Annotated in this window: 15 protein-coding genes; 4 read left to right on the top strand and 11 right to left on the bottom strand. The window is 53.9% G+C overall.

The window, feature by feature from the left end:
* Positions 1-26: 26 nt before the first annotated feature.
* From feoC to greB, 5 genes are all read right to left on the bottom strand, one after another.
* Positions 27-263: a [Fe-S]-dependent transcriptional repressor FeoC gene (gene feoC / locus OGV38_RS02050; RefSeq protein WP_003023516.1), complete on the bottom strand. Its 237-nt coding sequence runs from the start codon at positions 261-263 to the stop codon at positions 27-29.
* Positions 264-274: 11 nt separating this feature from the next.
* Positions 275-2,593, bottom strand: coding sequence for a Fe(2+) transporter permease subunit FeoB (feoB, locus tag OGV38_RS02045; protein ID WP_286472883.1), 2,319 nt, complete (start codon positions 2,591-2,593; stop codon positions 275-277).
* Positions 2,594-2,611: 18 nt separating this feature from the next.
* Positions 2,612-2,839, bottom strand: a complete 228-nt coding sequence (gene feoA, locus OGV38_RS02040; RefSeq protein WP_003023519.1) for a ferrous iron transporter A — start codon at positions 2,837-2,839, stop codon at positions 2,612-2,614.
* Positions 2,840-3,270: 431 nt separating this feature from the next.
* Positions 3,271-5,604: a Tex family protein gene (locus OGV38_RS02035; RefSeq protein ID WP_153646692.1), complete on the bottom strand. Its 2,334-nt coding sequence runs from the start codon at positions 5,602-5,604 to the stop codon at positions 3,271-3,273.
* Between the two features lie 98 nt (positions 5,605-5,702).
* Positions 5,703-6,176 carry a transcription elongation factor GreB gene (gene greB / locus OGV38_RS02030; RefSeq protein ID WP_016154802.1) on the bottom strand — a complete coding sequence of 158 codons (474 nt, stop codon included), beginning with the start codon at positions 6,174-6,176 and terminating at the stop codon, positions 5,703-5,705.
* 225 nt (positions 6,177-6,401) lie between these two features.
* Here greB and ompR point away from each other — a divergent pair, with 225 nt between their 5' ends.
* Both ompR and envZ read left to right on the top strand, forming a co-directional pair.
* Positions 6,402-7,121 (top strand): osmolarity response regulator transcription factor OmpR, encoded by a 720-nt coding sequence (gene ompR / locus OGV38_RS02025; protein ID WP_047659840.1) that lies wholly within the window; start codon positions 6,402-6,404, stop codon positions 7,119-7,121.
* The gene (envZ, locus tag OGV38_RS02020) at positions 7,118-8,470 is read left to right on the top strand and encodes a two-component system sensor histidine kinase EnvZ (RefSeq protein ID WP_006687412.1); all 1,353 of its coding nucleotides are present in this window, start codon (positions 7,118-7,120) and stop codon (positions 8,468-8,470) included. Before ompR ends, envZ begins: the two co-directional genes overlap by 4 nt.
* 74 nt (positions 8,471-8,544) lie before the next feature.
* On the opposite strand, the gene pckA is transcribed toward envZ, so the two are convergent.
* On the bottom strand, positions 8,545-10,167 hold the full coding sequence (gene pckA / locus OGV38_RS02015) for a phosphoenolpyruvate carboxykinase (ATP) (protein WP_286472882.1): 1,623 nt from the start codon (positions 10,165-10,167) through the stop codon (positions 8,545-8,547).
* 378 nt (positions 10,168-10,545) lie between these two features.
* Here pckA and OGV38_RS02010 point away from each other — a divergent pair, with 378 nt between their 5' ends.
* Entirely contained in the window at positions 10,546-12,264 is a 1,719-nt protein-coding gene (locus tag OGV38_RS02010) for a DUF4153 domain-containing protein (RefSeq protein WP_286472881.1), read from the top strand.
* 82 nt (positions 12,265-12,346) lie between these two features.
* Here OGV38_RS02010 and hslO read toward each other — a convergent pair whose 3' ends face one another.
* The 4 genes from hslO to igaA form a co-directional block, all read right to left on the bottom strand.
* Positions 12,347-13,225, bottom strand: a complete 879-nt coding sequence (gene hslO, locus OGV38_RS02005; RefSeq protein WP_016157640.1) for an Hsp33 family molecular chaperone HslO — start codon at positions 13,223-13,225, stop codon at positions 12,347-12,349.
* Positions 13,226-13,249: 24 nt separating this feature from the next.
* Entirely contained in the window at positions 13,250-13,651 is a 402-nt protein-coding gene (hslR, locus tag OGV38_RS02000; protein ID WP_016157639.1) for a ribosome-associated heat shock protein Hsp15, read from the bottom strand.
* A 10-nt stretch (positions 13,652-13,661) separates the two neighbouring features.
* Positions 13,662-14,330: a GMP/IMP nucleotidase gene (gene yrfG, locus OGV38_RS01995; protein ID WP_019078147.1), complete on the bottom strand. Its 669-nt coding sequence runs from the start codon at positions 14,328-14,330 to the stop codon at positions 13,662-13,664.
* A gap of 62 nt (positions 14,331-14,392) precedes the next feature.
* The gene (igaA, locus tag OGV38_RS01990; RefSeq protein ID WP_269519448.1) at positions 14,393-16,528 is read right to left on the bottom strand and encodes an intracellular growth attenuator protein IgaA; all 2,136 of its coding nucleotides are present in this window, start codon (positions 16,526-16,528) and stop codon (positions 14,393-14,395) included.
* 322 nt (positions 16,529-16,850) lie between these two features.
* On the opposite strand from igaA, the gene nudE reads away from it, so the two are divergent.
* Positions 16,851-17,411, top strand: a complete 561-nt coding sequence (nudE, locus tag OGV38_RS01985; protein WP_016154795.1) for an ADP compounds hydrolase NudE — start codon at positions 16,851-16,853, stop codon at positions 17,409-17,411.
* 58 nt (positions 17,412-17,469) lie between these two features.
* Here nudE and mrcA read toward each other — a convergent pair whose 3' ends face one another.
* A complete protein-coding gene (gene mrcA / locus OGV38_RS01980) occupies positions 17,470-20,022 on the bottom strand; it encodes a peptidoglycan glycosyltransferase/peptidoglycan DD-transpeptidase MrcA (RefSeq protein WP_016157635.1) in 2,553 nt (850 codons plus the stop codon).
* Positions 20,023-20,093: the final 71 nt, after the last annotated feature.

The following is a 20,093-nucleotide window of genomic DNA, read 5'->3' as shown; positions in this document are numbered from 1 at the left end:
GAAGCGTAGCGCCATCCGGCATCGAACTAGCGCAAAGCCCACCACTCGCGCAGGCAGGCTTTACCTTCCGGACAACTCTTGCAGCTTCCGGAAAGACACCCGTCGGCATCTTCCTGAATCCGCACCGCTTTGCCCATCTTTTCTAACTGATTCAGCATGGCGTCAATCATGGGCTGCGGGGTGTGCAGCGTGTGGCTAATCTGAGTTGCCTCCATGCGTCCCCGCAAAGCCAATAAATCACGAACCTGAATAAGCGATGCCATTGTCGATAACCTTAGTGGCAGTCGCCAGTGGTGCTGGAACAGCAGGAGCTTGCCGTCCTGTTGGTCGCCAGCAGTGCGAGATCCACGCGACTGCGAGCTCGACGCAGCAGGCCCAGCAACACAATGTTAAACAGGATGACAGCTAAAATGCACACCAGGCTGTAGGTCGGGTGCTCTTTGTAGCTGACCGCCTGATAAAACAGCGTCGACAGAGAGTAGGCGATGTTCAGGCCCCACAGAATCGAGAAGCTCATCCAGCCACGGCTGGATTCACGTGCAATAGCGCCCATTACCGAAATACACGGCACATACAGCAGCACGAAAATCAGGTAGCTGTAAGCGGCGGCAGCGCTGCCAAATTTTTCGCCCATCACGCCCATTGCACCCGTAGCCATTTCACCGTCGCCCTTGCTGGCTTCAATAGGGTTAGCCAGTACGCTCAGGCTGAAGGTGTCTTTCAGGCTTTGCCAGGTCTCATCTACCGCGCCGAGCAGCTCGTCACCGAGGTGGAAATCTGCCGGGTTGAACTCTTCTTCCTGAATGTTTTCTGCGGTATAGAGCGTGTTCAGCGTACCGACAACCACTTCTTTCGCCATCGCGCCGGTGAACAGACCTACGGTTGCCTGCCAGTTATCTTCGTGAATGCCAATCGGCTTGAAGACCGGCGTGATTACGCGGCTGACGGAAGCCAGAGCAGAGTCGTTGATGTTGTCGACGATTTTTCCGCTCAGCGAGAAACTGTTAAACGCGCTGAGGAAAATGCTGACGATGATGATGACTTTACCCGCACGCAGAACGAAGCCTTTCAGGCGTTGCCAGGTCTGAATAATCAGACTCTTAATGTGCGGCACGTGGTACACCGGTAGCTCCATCACGAACGGCGTTGCTTCGCCACGCATGATGGTGTGTTTGAGCATCAGACCGGTCAATACCGCCATAACGATACCCAGTACGTACAGTGAGAAGACCGCCAGCGCACCGTTCTGACCAAAGAACGCAGCGGCAAAGACGGCGAAAATCGCCAGGCGAGCGCCACAAGACATAAACGGCGCCATCATGATGGTCATCAGACGTTCACGCGGGGCGTCCAGCGTACGTGCGCCCATCACCGACGGTACGTTACAGCCAAAGCCGACGATCAGCGGGACAAACGATTTGCCCGGCAGTCCCAGCGCCTGCATCAGACGGTCCATTACAAACGCGGCGCGCGCCATGTAACCGGAGTCTTCAAGGAAGGAGAGGAACAGGTACATCATACCGATTTGCGGTACCAGTGGCAGCACGGTGTTAATCCCGCCGCCAAGACCTTGCGCCAAAAAGATCGTGAGCCAGTCCGGGAAGTGCAGCGTGTAGCCAATCCACTGAATCCCATGGATAAAGAGCGCTACGGAGCCGACGTCAAACAACGGTTGCAGCGCGCCGCCAATGTTGATGGCGAGCAGGAACATCAGGTACATCACGAACAGGAAAATCGGCAGCCCGAGGAAGCGGTTGAGGACGATTTTATCTACTGCGGTGGTGAAGCGGCTCGGCTCTGCCGTCAGGGTGTTGCTGACGGTATCGCAGATAGCGGCAATGCACTGATAGCGCGCATCGGCGATGTGCAGTGCCGGATCGTCCATTGTCTCGCTCAGACGTGCAATGGCGGCATCAAGGTTTTGCGCGGCATCACCCGCGTAGGCCCGGCTGTAGATATCGCCTTCCAGCATCTGCAGGCCCAGCCAGCGGCGCTGTTTTAACGGCATATCTTTGGCCATCGCATCGGCGAGGGAATCCGCTTCCTGCAGCAGCGGCTGGGCATAATGAACCAGCTCGACGGTGTCGTTTTCTTTGTAGCGATCGATCGCCAGCTTCAGCGCTTCAATGCCGCGGGCGCGGGTGGATACCAGCGGAACCACCGGGCAGCCAAGGCGAGCGGAGAGGGCATCGATATCAATACGGATTTGCTGCTTCTCGGCAATATCCAGCATATTCAACGCGACGATGCAGGGGATGCCCAGCTCAAGCAGTTGCAACGTCAGGTAGAGGTTGCGTTCAAGGTTTGAAGCATCGACCACGTTGATCAAGAGATCCGCGTCGCCGCTTAAAATATAGTGACAGGCGATCTGCTCATCGAGAGAGGTCTGGGATGAGATTGTCGTCAGAGAATAGGTGCCGGGTAAATCAACCAGCGTGACCTGGTGGTCCGTCGTTGCGAAATGACCTTCTTTACGCTCAACGGTAACGCCTGCCCAGTTGCCTACACGCTGGCGTGCGCCGGTAAGCTGGTTGAATAAAGTAGTCTTGCCGGAATTAGGATTGCCAATTAAACCAATGGTTAGTTTTTTCATTTTTATAGACTCACTGTATTAACAGGAAACCGCTTCCACTTCTAATAACGCCAGATCTTTCTTACGCAATACCAGACTTACGCGACGCGTTTCGATATGGATAGGATCGCCGAGTGGGGCGACGCGTACCACGTTGAAAGAGGAGCCGGGTAGCATGCCAAGTGACAACAGTTTCTGACGATAAGCCGGGCTGATTTCACGGGCAAAACCGGTAATTTTCCACGCACTGTCAGGAGTGAATTGCATAGGGACCTACTTATATCTCGCTAACTGGATGATTACCTCATGGGGCGGCAAGGCGGCATGAGGCCAGATGATTAGCCAACGTAAGGAAAGAGTAAATAATCAACAGATCAATGATAATGAGAATGGTTTCTATCATCAATAGAATAAATGTGACGGAATGTACAATTGGATAATAATTTGCGCCAATTTTGATATTCCTCAATATTTATTCTGGTTGAGAACGAATGATTCACGGAAATAATTAGTGAGGATCTTAATGTTTAATTAAGGTTTCATCTGTTAATGAAGTGATAAATATATGGCGGTAGAAAGCGGGAAATAGACTAAATATGCCGGATGGCGACGCTCACGCGTGTTATCCGGCTTACAAATTAATTGCAACAAGTTAGCCGGATAAGGAGGTTACACCCCCATCCGGCACAAAAGTCACACTAGCGTTTTTTACCCATTGCCGCCGCCAGCGCATCCATCATGGCGCTGTTACCCGCAGGCTGTGCGTCACGACCACGAGGTTTCGCGGCTTTTGGCGCCGGGCGATTGCTTTGAGTGCGATCGTTATTCCCGCCGCCGCGACGCGCATTGGTTTCACCCGGCTGCTCGTCCAGACGCATGGTCAGTGCGATACGCTTACGTTGCAGGTCAACTTCCAGCACTTTCACTTTCACAATGTCGCCCGCTTTCACCACGGTGTGTGGATCTTCGACGAACTTATTCGACAATGAAGAGATATGCACCAGACCATCCTGATGAACGCCAATATCAACAAACGCGCCGAAGTTCGTGACGTTAGTGACTGCCCCTTCCAGAATCATTCCCGGCAGCAGATCGTTCATGGTTTCTACGCCATCAGCAAACTGCGCGGTTTTAAATTCAGGACGCGGGTCGCGGCCCGGTTTTTCCAGCTCTTTGATGATGTCGGTGACGGTCGGTACCCCGAAGCGTTCGTCGGTAAAATCGGCTGCTTTCAGATTGCGTAGTTCGTTGCTGTTGCCCATCAGGTCACGCAGCGATTGCTCGGTTGCGGCCAGAATGCGTTCCACAATCGGATAAGCTTCCGGGTGAACGGTAGAAGCATCCAGTGGGTTATCGCCATGGTTGATACGCAGGAAGCCCGCGCACTGTTCAAAGGCTTTTGGCCCCAGGCGGCTAACTTTTAGCAGTTGCTGACGGTTCTGAAACTGACCGTTCTCATCGCGCCAGGCGACGATGTTTTGCGCCATCATGCGCGTCAGGCCAGCAACGCGGGTCAGCAGCGGCACGGAGGCGGTATTCAGATCGACGCCGACGGCGTTCACGCAGTCTTCCACTACTGCATCCAGCTTGCGCGCCAGTTGCGTCTGGCTAACATCGTGCTGATACTGGCCCACGCCGATAGATTTCGGATCGATTTTCACCAGCTCCGCCAGCGGATCCTGCAAACGACGGGCGATAGACACCGCGCCACGCAGCGAAACGTCGAGATCCGGGAACTCCAGCGCCGCCAGCTCGGAAGCAGAGTAAACCGATGCCCCAGCTTCGCTGACAATCACTTTCTGCGCGGTCACTTTCGGGAATTGTTTCTGCACGTCGAGGAAGAAACGCTCGGTTTCGCGCGACGCCGTACCGTTACCAATCGCGACCAGCTCAACGTTGTATTTTTCACACAACGCCGCCACGGCAACGGCGGCTTTGGCTGCCTGGCCGGTATGCGGATAAATAGTGTCGGTCGCGACCAGCTTGCCGGTACCGTCAACCACCGCCACTTTTACGCCGGTACGCAGTCCCGGATCGAGACCCATTGTGGCGCGCAGCCCGGCCGGGGCGGCCATCAGCAGGTCATGCAGGTTACGGGCAAAGACGTTGATCGCTTCATCTTCCGCACGTTCACGTACGGTACCCATCAGCTCAGTTTCAAGGTGCATCAGCACTTTGATGCGCCACGTCCAGCTAACAACGCCTTTACGCCAGCTGTCAGCGGGGGCGTTGTTCAGGCGCAGTCCCAGGTGATCCTGGATAATCTGCTCGCCGTGGCTCTCTTTTGGCGGCTCATCGAATTGCGGATCGGCATTTAGTGAAAGCTGCAACACGCCTTCGTTACGACCACGGAACATGGCCAGCGCACGGTGGGATGGAACGGTAGAAATAGGTTCGTGGTGATCGAAGTAATCGCGGAACTTAGCGCCTTCCTCTTCTTTCCCACTAACCACGGCGGCAACCAGATGGGCGTTTTTCCACAAATAATCACGCACTTTTGCCAGCAGCGCAGCGTCTTCGGCGAAGCGCTCCATCAGAATGTAGCGTGCGCCATCGAGGGCGGCTTTGGTATCGGCCACGCCGTTTTCGGCGTTGAGATATTTTGCAGCTTCGGTTTCCGGGTCATGGGACGGTTCGTTCCACAGCAGATCTGCCAGCGGCTCCAGTCCGGCCTCAATGGCTATCTGCCCACGAGTGCGGCGCTTAGGTTTGTACGGCAGATAGAGATCTTCGAGTTCGGTCTTACTTAACGTGCAGTTGATCGCGTTCGCCAAATCGTCGGTCAGTTTGCCTTGCTCGCCGATAGATTTCAGGATTGCCTGACGGCGGTCTTCCAGTTCACGCAGATATCCCAGACGGGTCTCCAGATTACGCAGTTGCGTATCGTCCAGACCGCCGGTGATTTCCTTACGATAACGTGCGATAAACGGCACGGTGTTCCCTTCGTCAAGCAGGCGAACGGCAGCTTCTACCTGTTCAGCACGAGCCTGAATTTCACCTGCGATAATGCGGCAGAAAGAATCATTCATCATGGATAGCTTCGTCTATAGGATAAAAAATCAGGGGATAGTTATACGGATTGACTGGCAAAAATGCCAGTCATCTACCGGGGCTTCGGATTGTTCCGGTCTCACTTAACATATTCAATTTCGTTCACGTACCAGCTGGCTTCACCACCAGGGGTGTTGACTATCGCGAGATCGCCGACCTCTTTTTTCAGCAGCGCCCGCGCCATCGGTGAGTCGATAGAAATGTAATCTTTACGACCGAAGATCTCATCGTAGCCGACAATACGGAATTTACGGATGTCGCCATCGTCATTTTCAATCTCGACCCACGCGCCAAAGAAGACTTTGCCCTCTTGCTGCGGGGAGTAATCGACGATTTTCAAATTCTCCATGCACTTGGTCAAATAACGGACACGGCGGTCGATCTCACGCAGACGCTTTTTATTATACTGGTAGTCGGCATTTTCGCTGCGGTCACCCAGACTTGCGGCCCAGGTAACCTTTTTAGTGACTTCCGGGCGCTCTTCACGCCAGAGGTAATTCAGCTCTTGTTTGAGTTTTTCATACCCTTCGCGGGTTATCAGGGGCGTTTTCATCTTATTGTTTTACCTTCGACTCTGTGATGATGCGCACAATTAGTATTACGCGAGCATATCAACAGAATAAATAATGTATTGCGAGAAACATTGTATACTTAAGCTGCTGTTTAATATGCTTTGTAACAATTTAGCCTGGAATTCATACCAGAATTCGCTGGTGACTCACGTTAGCTTTCTTAAGAATATACACTTAATTGTTGCGAACCTTTGGGAGTAATAACAATGCAAGAGAACTATAAGATTCTGGTGGTCGATGACGACATGCGCTTGCGTGCGCTTCTGGAGCGTTATCTGACCGAGCAGGGCTTCCAGGTTCGAAGCGTCGCTAACGCTGAGCAGATGGATCGTCTGCTGACCCGTGAGTCCTTTCACCTGATGGTGCTGGATTTAATGCTGCCGGGAGAAGATGGCCTGTCTATTTGCCGTCGCCTGCGCAGTCAAAGCAACCCGATGCCGATCATTATGGTCACGGCGAAGGGTGAAGAAGTCGATCGTATCGTTGGACTGGAAATTGGCGCTGACGATTACATTCCGAAACCGTTTAACCCGCGAGAACTGCTGGCGCGTATTCGCGCTGTACTGCGTCGTCAGGCGAACGAACTGCCGGGCGCGCCTTCTCAGGAAGAAGCGGTCATTGCTTTTGGTAAGTTTAAACTGAACCTCGGTACGCGTGAAATGTTCCGTGAAGATGAGCCAATGCCGTTCACCAGCGGGGAATTTGCGGTACTGAAAGCGCTGGTAAGCCACCCGCGCGAGCCGCTGTCCCGCGATAAGCTGATGAACCTGGCCCGTGGTCGTGAATATTCGGCGATGGAGCGTTCTATCGACGTCCAGATTTCTCGTCTGCGTCGTATGGTGGAAGAGGACCCGGCGCATCCGCGCTACATTCAGACCGTGTGGGGTCTCGGCTACGTCTTTGTTCCGGACGGTTCTAAAGCATGAGGCGAATGCGCTTCTCGCCACGAAGTTCGTTTGCCCGCACGTTATTGCTCATCGTCACCTTGCTGTTTGCCAGCCTGGTGACGACTTACCTGGTAGTGCTGAACTTCGCGATACTGCCGAGCCTCCAGCAGTTTAATAAGGTCCTGGCCTACGAAGTTCGTATGCTGATGACCGATAAACTGCAGCTGGAGGACGGTACGCAACTGGTGGTGCCGCCCGCATTCCGCCGGGAAATTTATCGTGAGCTGGGTATTTCCCTCTATTCCAACGAGGCCGCTGAAGAAGCTGGACTGCGTTGGGCGCAACACTATGAATTCTTAAGCCATCAGATGGCGCAGCAACTGGGTGGTCCGACGGAAGTCCGCGTTGAGGTGAACAAAAGCTCGCCGGTCGTATGGCTGAAAACCTGGCTGTCGCCCAATATCTGGGTACGCGTGCCGCTGACGGAGATCCATCAGGGCGATTTCTCACCGCTGTTCCGCTACACGCTGGCGATTATGCTGTTGGCTATCGGTGGCGCGTGGCTGTTTATCCGTATCCAGAACCGACCGCTGGTGGATCTTGAACATGCGGCGCTGCAGGTGGGGAAAGGTATCATTCCGCCGCCGCTGCGTGAGTATGGCGCTTCAGAGGTGCGCTCCGTTACCCGAGCCTTTAACCATATGGCCGCGGGGGTGAAGCAACTGGCCGATGACCGTACGCTGTTAATGGCGGGCGTGAGCCACGATTTACGTACTCCGCTGACGCGTATTCGTCTGGCGACCGAAATGATGGGCGAAGAGGATGGTTATCTCGCGGAGTCCATCAATAAGGACATCGAAGAGTGTAATGCCATTATCGAGCAGTTTATCGATTATCTGCGTACTGGTCAGGAGATGCCGATGGAGATGGCGGATCTGAACTCGGTGTTAGGCGAAGTGGTCGCAGCGGAAAGCGGCTATGAACGTGAAATCGAAACTGCGCTGCTGCCGGGCAGCATTCAGGTGAAAATGCACCCGCTGTCGATCAAGCGTGCGGTTGCCAATATGGTGGTTAACGCCGCCCGTTACGGCAACGGCTGGATTAAGGTCAGCAGCGGTACGGAGACGCATCGCGCCTGGTTCCAGGTAGAAGATGATGGTCCGGGCATCAAACCGGAGCAGCGTAAACACCTGTTCCAGCCATTTGTCCGTGGCGACAGCGCACGTAGTACCAGCGGCACGGGCCTGGGTCTGGCGATTGTGCAGCGTATTATCGATAACCATAACGGTATGCTGGAAATTGGCACCAGTGAACGAGGAGGGTTGTCGATCCGCGCCTGGCTTCCGGTTCCCTTCACTCGCGCGCAGGGCACCACGAAAGACGCATAAGAAAGGGAGGCGAAATGCCTCCCTTTTTGTTGCTGTAGGCCGGATAAGGCGAAACCGCCATCCGGCACTCTTCGTTACAGCTTCGGTCCGGCGCTAACCAGCGCTTCACCCGCAGGGGTATCGGTGTATTTCTCGAAGTTCTCGATAAACAGTTTCGCCAGTGCGTTGGCTTTTTCCTGCCACTGCTCCGGAGAAGCATAGGTATTACGCGGATCGAGAATGCGAGTATCCACGCCCGGCAGCTCGGTTGGGATAGCCAGGTCAAACATCGGCAGACGGAACGTTTCTGCGTCATCCAGCGAACCGTTCAGGATAGCGTCGATAATCGCGCGAGTATCTTTGATAGAGATACGCTTGCCGGTACCGTTCCAGCCGGTGTTAACCAGATATGCCTGCGCACCTGCCGCCTGCATACGTTTCACCAGTACTTCTGCGTACTGCGTTGGGTGCAGTGACAGGAATGCTGCGCCAAAGCAGGCTGAGAAGGTTGGGGTTGGTTCGGTGACGCCACGTTTGGTACCGGCCAGTTTGGCGGTGAAGCCAGACAGGAAGTGGTACTGGGTTTGGTCTGCCGTCAGACGAGAGACCGGCGGCAGCACGCCAAACGCGTCGGCGGTCAGGAAGATCACTTTGGTGGCGTGACCTGCTTTTGACACCGGCTTAACGATGTTATCGATGTGATAAATCGGGTAGGACACGCGGGTGTTTTCGGTTTTGGAACCGTCGTCGAAGTCGATGGAACCATCTGCGCGCACGGTGACGTTTTCCAGCAGCGCGTCACGACGGATTGCGTTGTAGATTTCCGGCTCGGCATCTTTAGACAGTTTGATGGTCTTCGCGTAGCAACCGCCTTCAAAGTTAAACACGCCGTCGTCATCCCAGCCGTGTTCGTCATCGCCAATCAGGCGGCGTTTCGGATCGGTGGACAGCGTTGTTTTACCCGTACCGGACAGGCCAAAGAAGACTGCCACATCACCTTTTTCCCCGACGTTTGCCGAGCAGTGCATGGAGGCAATGCCTTTCAGCGGCAGCAGGTAGTTCATTACGGAGAACATACCTTTCTTCATTTCGCCGCCGTACCAGGTGCCACCAATCAACTGGATACGCTCAGTCAGATTGAAAGCCACGAAGTTTTCGGAGTTCAGACCCTGCTCTTTCCACTGCGGGTTAGTGCATTTAGCGCCGTTCATCACGATGAAATCAGGTTTGAAATCAACCAGCTCTTCGTCGCTTGGGCGGATGAACATGTTTTTAACAAAATGCGCCTGCCAGGCTACTTCGGTAATGAAGCGTACGGAAAGGCGGGTATCGGCGTTAGCGCCGCAGAATGCATCAATGATAAACAGACGCTTACCGGAAAGCTGCTGGGTGACTAATCCTTTCAGATGCTGCCAGGTTTCCGGGGAGAGCGGTTTGTTGTCGTTCTTACCTTTACCTTTGTCGGACCACCAGAGCGTGTCGCGCGTGGTGTCGTCACGGACAATATACTTATCCTTTGGCGAACGTCCGGTAAAGATACCGGTATCAACGGCAACGGCGCCCAGGTTTGTTAACACGCCACGCTCATAACCTTCCAGGTTTGGATCAAGTTCCTCCTGGAAAAGCGTGTCGTAGTCTGGATTGTAAACGATATCCTGAACGTCATTGATACCATAAGCCTTGAGATCTTGCGGGGTTAAACTGTTGTTCACACGCATTTCACTGCTCCTTAGCCAATATGTATTACCTGGAATAGTAAGGTTTTTTAGGGATTGCTAACCGCGACAAGGCTCATAGATTTACGCATCCGGGAAAATCACGGATAACCGAATGCGCTGCGACTCCTGTCACAAAGAGGCGGATATTATGGCAGGAAACCCTTTTTTGTTGTGGAAAATGTTCTTAAAACGTTAATAGAGAGTGTTTTTGGCGGGAAACTTGTGAGTGTAATCGCATTCACGTAAGAAAATAACGTAACTCATTCATAAACAATATCGATTCACTTCCCGTCGCAGTGGTCCGGGATCGGCCTATCAATGCTCAAAATTGTGAAGTTGATGCAATAATTACCTTTTCTCTTCATTCTGGGTGACGACATGGATAGTGTTGAACTTTCACGTACTACTCGCTGGGGCATGATATCTATCGGCCTGTTACAGGGGATATTGTGCTACCTGCTGATGACATATCTGGTGCCGCATAATGACGGCTGGCTGTTCTATGGCATGCCCGCGACAATTGCTCTCTCCTCGGCGCTTTTGCTCACCGTTGTCTCTTTTAAACAACGTGCGCTGTGGTACTGGATGGCGCTGATCTTTGTTGTCGTGCTGGCGATGAGCGTCTGGCTAAAGTGGCAAGTCGAGGGCAGTGATAAGTGGCGGCAAAATGATATTTTTATGTTGTACGGCTGGCGCTTACTGCTGATGGCGATGCTGGCATTGCCATGGATTCAGTACTCGCTCCACGCATCCCGCCAGCAGGCGCGCTATGCGCAGTTTTATACGAGTTTGTGGCTTAATGCGCTGACGTTACTGATTGTCTTTGTCGCCAACGGTCTGTTCTGGATGGTGCTCCTGCTATGGAGCGAGATGTTTAAGCTCGTTGGTATTACCTTCTTCGACACGCTTTTCTTTGATACCGACTGGTTTGGCTACGTGGCCTTTGGCCTGGTTACCGCACTGGCGGTGGTACTGACCCGCACGCAGTCGCGTTTGGTTGCGGCGGTCCAAAAGTTACTGACTTTGATCGCCACCGGTCTGTTACCCCTGGTCGCGCTGCTGGCGCTGATGTTTGTACTGACCTTGCCCTTCACCGGCCTGGAGGCTATCTCGCAGCGGGTATCTGCGGCTGGGTTGATGTCAACGCTGGCGCTGCTCCTGCTGCTGTTGATGGCTATCGTTCGCGAGCCGCAGAAAGAGGCGCTTCCCTATCCAGCCGCGTTACGCTACCTGATCAAATGCGCCCTGGTTGTCGCGCCCATCTATATGCTGATTGCCGGTTGGTCACTGTGGGTGCGAATTCAACAGTACGGTTGGACGCCCGAGCGCTTATATGGCGTGCTGGTGGTCTGCGTGCTGCTGCTCTGGTCGTTTGGCTATCTGGCGAGTATTTTACGCCGTGGGCGCAATCCGCTTGAGCTTCAGGGGAAGGTGATTCTTTGCGCGTCGTTGCTGGCGTTGGGGCTGTTGATTTTGCTGTCGTCGCCGGTTATTGATGCCTGGCGCATCAGCGTCAACAGCCATATGGGGCTGTATCACAGCGGCAAAATTAAGCCGGATCAAGTCAGCCTGTATATGTTGGGTAATAGCGGAAAACCGGGACGTGCGGCGTTGGAGGCATTACAAAAAGATGCGGCGTTTAACCAAGACAGTAAGCGTCGGCGCGACTTAAATTCTCTGCTGCAAGGACGTCGCGATCCCATGCAGAACCTGACTGCCACTCAACTAGCGCCGAAAGTGATGATAGCTCCAGGTAGCAGGCAACCCGATGAGACCTTCTGGGCGTTTGTCAAAGGGCAGAGCTACCGCATTACATCCTGCGTTGAGCAGGATGCTTGCGTCCTGGTCGATCAGGACCTCAATGCGGATGGTAAGCCTGAGCAGGTGCTGTATGCTTTTGGCGATGGTGAGAGTCTGGTCTTTGCCAGGAAAGAGGATAAATGGGAACTCATCGCATCAGGTCAGCTACCTGCAGAATTCAATAAGGATAAACTGCTGCAGGCGGTGGCGAATCATCAACTGGATTCAGCCCCCAGAGTTTGGCGTGATATCACAATTAATGGCACTCGATTGCCGATGAATTATTACAACGAGTGAGCGTGTTCCGGATAGCGTTTTGATGGATGGCGGTGCGAACGCCTATCCGGTCGACGATTGTGGGCCGGATAGGCAGTGGTGATTAATGTACCTGCGGGTCCGCCGGGGAAGCGTTGCTGCGGATCTCAGCAATGTCCATGGCATTAAACAGATAGTGGCTCCCGCAGTAATCGCAGTGCATATCGATCTCGCCTTCTTCCGCCAGAATGCTGTCCACTTCTTCGTCCGGCAGCGTTTTCAGTGCGCCAGCGCAGCGTTCGCGTGAACAGGTGCATTTGAACTCAACGTCCTGCGGATCGTAGAGAGTAACCTCTTCTTCGTGGTACAAGCGCCACAGCACTTCGTTGGCCGGGAGCGTTAACAGCTCTTCAGTTTTGATGGTTTCGGTCAGGGCTGTCAGGTGATCGAAATCATCTGCCTGCGCGTTTTGCGCCGGCATTACCTGCAGAAGCATCCCGCCAGCAGCGGGTTTGCCATCGACGTCGCCAGTACGGATAAACAGACGTGTCGGCAGCTGTTCAGAACGCATGAAGTAATCTTCCAGACAGGCGGCCAGCGTGTCGCCTTCCAGACCAACCACGCCCTGATAGCGCTCGCCTTCTTCTGGGGTAATGGTGATCACCAGGTAGCCGTTGCCTACCAGCGTTTTGAGATCAGCGCCTTCAGGGATATCGCCCTGCATACGGGCCACGCCGCGCATCTGCTGATTGTTGTTGCCGTTAATGACGGCCAGGCTCAGCGGACCATCGCCCTGCAGCTGTACGGTGATATCACCGGCAAACTTCAGCGTGGCGGTGAGCAGGCTGGTGGCGACCAGCAGTTCAGCCAGCACGTTCTTGACCGGCTGCGGGTAAGTATGATTTTCGAGGATCTGTTGCAGGGTTTCCGAAACGGTCACCAGCTCGCCGCGCACGGCAAAGTTTTCAAACAGATAACGATGTAATTGGTCATGTTGCGGCATAATCATCTCTCTTGCAGGTGACAGTCACTCGCTGTCGCCATGTTTAAATCGTAACAGGTCGCGGCGCTCTTTCTTGTCCGGTCGCCTGTCCGGGTGCGGCATGGTTAACGCGTTAAGTTTACGCGCCAGCGCCACTTTTTCGCGTTTTTCTACGCTTTCCGCGGTTTCTTCATACAGCGTAACGGCTTCCGTGGCTGGGCGACGCTGCTCGGTAATAGCCTTGATAATGACCGTTCGCTCGTCATTTCCCTGGCGCAGGGTGAGGGTGGCGTTCAGCTCGACAATCTTGCTCGGTTTGCTGCGCTGGCCGTTGTAATGCACCTTACCGCCTTCAACCATTTCGCGGGCTAGCGCACGCGTTTTGTAAAAGCGTGCAGCCCACAGCCATTTATCCAGCCTGACTTCAGCAGAGGGCTTTTCTTTCATGGCGTCTCCTTCACATCAGTGAGGGGATCAGTCGGCGGTAGTCATTCAGTGACGGATGGCGTGCGTACTGTTTTTCCGCGATGCCTGAGTCGGGATTGGTCACGCCGAGGCAGTAACGAATACCGTACAGAGCAGCGGCGTCGAGAATGGGTTCGCTGTCGTCAATAAACAGCGTCTTCTCTGCACTCATTCCCGTTTCTTCAGCCACAGCGTGCCATAACCGCTGATCCTCTTTGGGATAACCAAATGTGTGGGTGGAAAGTAATAAATCAAGGTGTGAGGCCAGACCGGTATGCTCCAGCTTCACCGCCAGGTTATGGGGATGCGCGTTGGTGAGCAAAATACGGCGCTTGCCGCTGGCTTTTAAGGCATCAAGAAACGGTACAGTATCTTCACGCAAAACGGCGCGCGGTCCCTGTTCCGTTGTCATGGCGCAAATATCAAGATCCAGGCATTCGCTCCAGTAATCCAGGCAGTACCAGTTTAGCGTATGCTGCACGGCATGATACTGCTGACGAATATAGTCCTGGGCTTCCTGGGGAGAGATACCCTGTTTCGCGCCATAGGTTTCCGGCACCAGTTTTTGCCAGAAATAGTTATCGAATGCCAGGTCGAGCAGCGTGCCGTCCATATCTAACAACACGGTATCGACATCGTGCCAGGCAATATTGATCTGCATGGAAACTCCCCAGAAGAAAACATGATGCGCGACAGGGTAGCATATCCTGTCGCGCGAGCGTGTTATCGAATCAGGCTTTCTGGGTTGTCAATCAGCGTTGGATTCAGGCAACTTTCGTAGTAGCTCTGAATTTCCGTGATGCGGGAGCGGTGACGCTGGTAGCGTCTGAAAGCCTGTATGCTGTTGTAGACAGCACATCCGAGCATGGAGAACATCAGCAGCGTTGTGCCAAGGTAGCGCCATAATCCTGAACGATCCGGGATACGGTGCAGGCCAATGTGCTGGGTGCCATTGGCGTCGGTCGAAATATTGGTGACGATCCCCTCCGCGCGAAACGGCGTCTGCATCAGCATCTGCGCCAGACGCTGGAAGGCGTTCCACTGTTCCTGTGGGGGATAGTCATATAGCGAGGTTGTCGGCCACGGCTGATCGACCAGATCGCTGCCTTCGTCGCTGATAATCAGGAAACCGCCAGGGGCTGGGCTATTCAGCGTCTGGGCCGCTCGCGCAGTCTCGCGTGAAATAAACGGCGCCGTAGAGGTATTCACCAGATTATCCAACGACTCCGCGCTTACCGGACGCAGCAGCACGTTCACGCCATCCAGTTTGCCTGCGTTTGCCCGTTTCACCAGTGCCGTCCAGTCTTTACTGTTACCAAGGTTAACCAGTGCATTTTTTAAACGTACACATTCATCTTTGGCCGCGCACAGATCAGCCGTTTTCAGGACGATCTCGCCAAAATCGTCCAGTAACACCATTCCGGACTTTTGGATTGCCGAGCGTAACGATGCGCTGACGCGAGAGTCATCATCCGCTTTGGGGTGCAGTTGGCGGTTCACCGCCTGCGTGAGCGCGGTGGCTTTATTCACCAGATCGGACTCAGGCAGCGGTAATGCGCGCGCGTCATTCCAGATAATTTGCGTGCAATCGAAAGGCATAAACGGCGCGGAAGGCTGCGCATTCCAGCTCCCTTGGGTATGAATGTTACACATACCCGTACCGCTCAGATGCAGCGTGTCACCCACGCGAACGCCCGCGTTTTCAAGCTGTTTAACGCTGGTGGCTTCGATAGTTTGTGCGCCCTTCATCCAGGAAAGCGTAAGCTTTATCGGCATATCCAGCGGGATCCAAAACAGCAGCATCAGCAGCACCAGCAACGAGCCGCCCGCGATGACGGCGTTGCGCAGCCAGTGCTGTAACGGGAAGTTTTTGACTTCGTCATGCAGCGATAAAAAACGTCCCTGGCGAACAACGTGGCGATCGAGATAAATATCAATATCCGTTTGCTGGCCAAGATCTTGTGCGATGTAAGGTTGCCAGTGCGGTGGATAAATCAGATCAATAATACCTAGCGAGATATTATTAATTTGCTCCTGGTCGTTTTCGCCAAACAGCCCCCAGCGACGCGGCGTACCGCGCAGACAATGAATTTCCCGCAGGGCGGTTTTAGACGGTGGGGCAAACAGCCCCCACAGACCCGCAGCCAGTAGCAGCACCGCGCCACCAACTGTCCACGGAACAAACGCATCCGGGATTATCAAACAGAAAAAGAACAGCAGGAACGATGCGGCAATCAGTAACGCCTCGCGCAATCCCGATGGGCGGCTAAGCGCATATTCTTCATGGGTTTCCTGGCGAATATTCAGCAGTTCAATCTGCTCGCTTTCTTCACCGCGAATAGACGCCTGGGTAGAGGCGGTGTGCTGTAACGCATAGCCACGCGCTTCCTGCATATATTCCTGCAGCGTATGGCCGTTCAGGGAGATAACCAGCGGTATCGTATTGGTGTGGATTAGCTCAACGCTGTTTTCGTCATTGATGTATTGTTCCCAGAAAGGGGGAAGATGTACCTCAACGGAATCAAGATAGTAACGCCATTTGTTAGGATCGTCGGTAGTAATGCCGTAACGTGTAATCGCGTGCGTAAGTACGATGACGCTATTACTTTGGGCATTCAGCGTTAATGACACCGGCGCGGAGCTGGCGCCCGTTGGACCAGGTACCTGCTGAATTTGACTAAGGCTTTCGAGATAGTTTTCGACTGCACTGCGCTCTTCAGGCGTGAGTTTACGCTTCGAGGCGTCTGAGAAGACGTTGCTCAAGGGTAAATTTTTCCGTCTGGATTTCGTTCTGAGTAGCCATCCTGCAAGCAATGAGCAGGCCAGCAAAGCAGCTAAAAAAATCAGAATGGTGCTCATGCTTTCCCCATCTTACTTAGTCTGTCAGGCGTGGTCAGTCGCACCCTGTTCAATATTCGTGATTCTGTGGTTGGCTATCGGCAAGTGTGGAGTCGAACTTGAGCATCTTTAAGTACAGCCCAGTAAATGCGAATCATAGCAAAATCACTAAAAATGGAATATCAGCAAATTCCTGGAGTTATTTCAACCTATTGACTTTTAATTTGAAATAGGGATTAACTTTTAGTACGTTACATAAATGTAAATAAACGGCAATTCACATTGCCGAAACCGTGCGGTATATCGCACAATAACCCCAGATTTCACAGCAAAGATCCTCACAATGAGCAAATCATTACAGAAACCCACGATTTTGAAAGTGGAAACCGTCGCCCAATCCCGGCTGTTTAAAGTCGAAAGCGTGGACCTTGAGTTCAGCAATGGCGTACGCCGCGTTTATGAACGTATGCGCCCGTCCACGCGTGAAGCGGTAATGATTGTGCCGATTGTGGACGACCACCTGATCCTCATCCGCGAATACGCGGTCGGGACCGAATCTTACGAACTGGGTTTTTCCAAGGGGTTAATCGATCCTGGCGAAAGCGTGTACGAAGCGGCGAATCGGGAGCTGAAAGAAGAGGTGGGGTTTGGCGCAAAAGATCTGACGTTTTTAAAGAAACTCAGCATGGCGCCGTCCTATTTCTCCAGCAAGATGAACATCGTGGTGGCGGAGGACTTATATCCTGAATCGCTGGAAGGTGATGAGCCTGAACCATTACCGCAGGTGCGCTGGCCGCTGGCGCATTTGATGGACCTGCTGGAAGATCCTGATTTTCACGAAGCGCGTAATGTGAGTGCGCTGTTCCTCGTACGCGAATGGCTGAAAGGACAGGGGCGGCTTTAATTTCTCTTCACGAATAATAAAAAAGGCGCCGAAGCGCCTTTTTTTGAACGGTCAGGGATCAGAACAGTTCGTGCGTCTCACCATTATCGATAATGGTCGTCCCCACCTCATGCACCGCCTGTTGCGTCGGCTGAGTGCCTTCAATGAAGTATTCTGCGCGGCTGTTGCCACCGCTTGCCAGTTGACCGGTGCTGCGATCGATATTGACCGTCACGATACCCGGCGGCGGCGTCAGAGGCTGCTCAGGCACGCCTTCCAGCACGGACTTCATATAGGCATCCCATGCAGGCTGTGCGCTCTTTGCGCCGCCTTCGTAGCCGGAGATCTGGTCTTTGATCGCCCCTGAAGCCGTCGTGTGTCCGAGATTGCGGCGATGGTCATCAAACCCGATCCATACCGACGTCACCACGCCTGGCCCGTAGCCGGAGAACCATGCATCTTTAGAGCTGTTGGTGGTCCCGGTTTTCCCGCCGATATCATGGCGCTGTAAATCGCGACCTGCACGCCAACCGGTTCCCATCCAGCCCGGCTCACCAAAGATATTGGTGTTCAGGGCGCTTTTAATCAGGAAGGCCAGCGGCGTGTTGATCACGTGTGGAGCGTACTCCTGCGTTCCGCTTTGCGCGACCAGCGCCTGGTTTGCCTGCTCAAGCTGAGGCATAGGCACGGCGGCATTCTGCTGTTCCTGCGAGACGGCGACATCTTCGACGTTACTGTTTTCCAGCACGTTAGATTTCTGGGTATCACCATAAATCACCGGAATATCGCATTCCGGACAGGCAATTTTCGGCTTCGCCTCGAAGATAACGCCGCCCATATCGCTTTCGATTTTACTGATGAAATACGGATCGACCAGGAAGCCGCCGTTAGACATCACTGCATAACCGCGCGCCACCTGCAACGGCGTGAATGAGGCAGAACCCAGCGCCAGCGACTCGGTGTGCACAATGTTCTGTGCCGGGAAGCCGAAACGTTGCAGATACTCTGCCGCGTAATCCACGCCCATCGCGCGCATGGCGCGTACCATCACCACGTTTTTCGACTGACCCAGCCCCTGACGTAAGCGGATAGGACCGGCGTATTGCGGCGGTGAGTTCTTCGGCTGCCAGTCGGAACCCGCGCCGGCATCCCAGCGGGAGATCGGCACGTCGTTGAGCATGCTCGCCAGCGTCAGACCTTTATCCATCGCGGCGGTATACAGGAATGGTTTGATGTTGGAACCCACCTGGCGTAACGCCTGGGTTGCACGGTTAAACTTGCTCTGGTTGAAGTCAAAACCACCGACCAGCGCCAGCACCGCGCCGTTTTGCGGATTGATGGAGACCAGTGCGGAGTTGACGTCCGGTACTTGCGCCAGCCACCAGGCATCGCCAACCTGGCGTACCCAGATTTGCTGCCCGGTTTGCACCACATCAGTCACTTTGCGCGGCGTCGGGCCTTGCTGGGTATCCGAGCGGTAAGGACGCGCCCAGCGCATGCCATCCATCCGTAATGACACTGACGTACCATCCGCCAGCGCGGCAATGGCTTCCTGCGGATTGGCGCTGGTAACAACCGCCGGTAGCAGGGGACCATAAGTCGGTAGCGCTTTCAGCGTATCGGTGATTTTCTTGCTGTCCCAACTGCTTTCGCCCACTTTCCACAGCACGTTCGACGGGCCGCGGTAACCGTGGCGCATGTCGTAATCCATTACGTTGTTACGTACTGCCTGCTGAGCAGCCTGCTGTACTTTGCGCGTAATGGTGGTGGTGATGCGATACCCGTCCTCATAGGCTTTCTCACCATAACGGTTATACATCTCCTGGCGCACCATCTCAGAGAGATACGGCGCGGAGAAGGCGATTTCCGGCGCGTGGTAGTTGGCGTCAATGGCTTCGCCGCGCGCCTGATCGTACTGGGCCTGCGTGATGTAGTTTTCGCTCAACATACGCGACAGTACGACGTTACGTCGCGCGGTTGCCCTTTCCATCGAATAGAGGGGGTTGAAGGTTGACGGCGCTTTTGGCAGACCGGCAATCACCGCAATTTCACTTAAGCTGAGCTGATCAACTGTCTTACCGAAATAGACCTGCGCGGCAGCACCTACGCCATAAGCGCGATACCCCAGGTAAATCTTGTTCAGATACAGTTCGAGGATCTCATCTTTACTCAGCAGTTGTTCAATGCGGATCGCCAGGAACACTTCTTTGATCTTACGCATCAGCGTACGTTCCGGGCTCAGGAAGAAGTTTCTCGCCAACTGTTGGGTGATGGTGCTGGCCCCTTGTGATGCATGGCCGGAGAACAGCGCGACGCTGGCAGCACGGAAGATCCCCACCGGGTCTACCCCGTGGTGCTCATAAAAACGACTGTCTTCGGTAGCGATAAAGGCTTTAACCATTACCGGCGGCATCTGATCCAGGGTGACCGGGATTCGACGTTTCTCGCCATATTGCGCGATCAGCTCGCCATCAGCGCTGTAAACCTGCATCGGGATCTGTAAACGCACATCTTTGAGCGTCGCGACGTCAGGTAATTGCGGCTCAATATAGCGATAGAGGCCATAAATCGAGCCTGCTCCCAGCAGGATGCAACATACTGCAAGGATTAATAAATACTTTACGAACTTCACTGGAGATTTCCCATTTAGTGGCATTTGGGCAGTTTATAAACAAACGCGCGGTAGTATAAAGGCAAGCCAGA

Origin of the sequence: Citrobacter sp. Cb080, from assembly GCF_030334745.1 — a bacterium.
Classification (GTDB): Bacteria; Pseudomonadota; Gammaproteobacteria; order Enterobacterales; family Enterobacteriaceae; genus Citrobacter; species Citrobacter braakii.
Note: the sequence above shows the minus strand (reverse complement) of the source record. Positions and strands in the feature narration are given on the sequence as shown.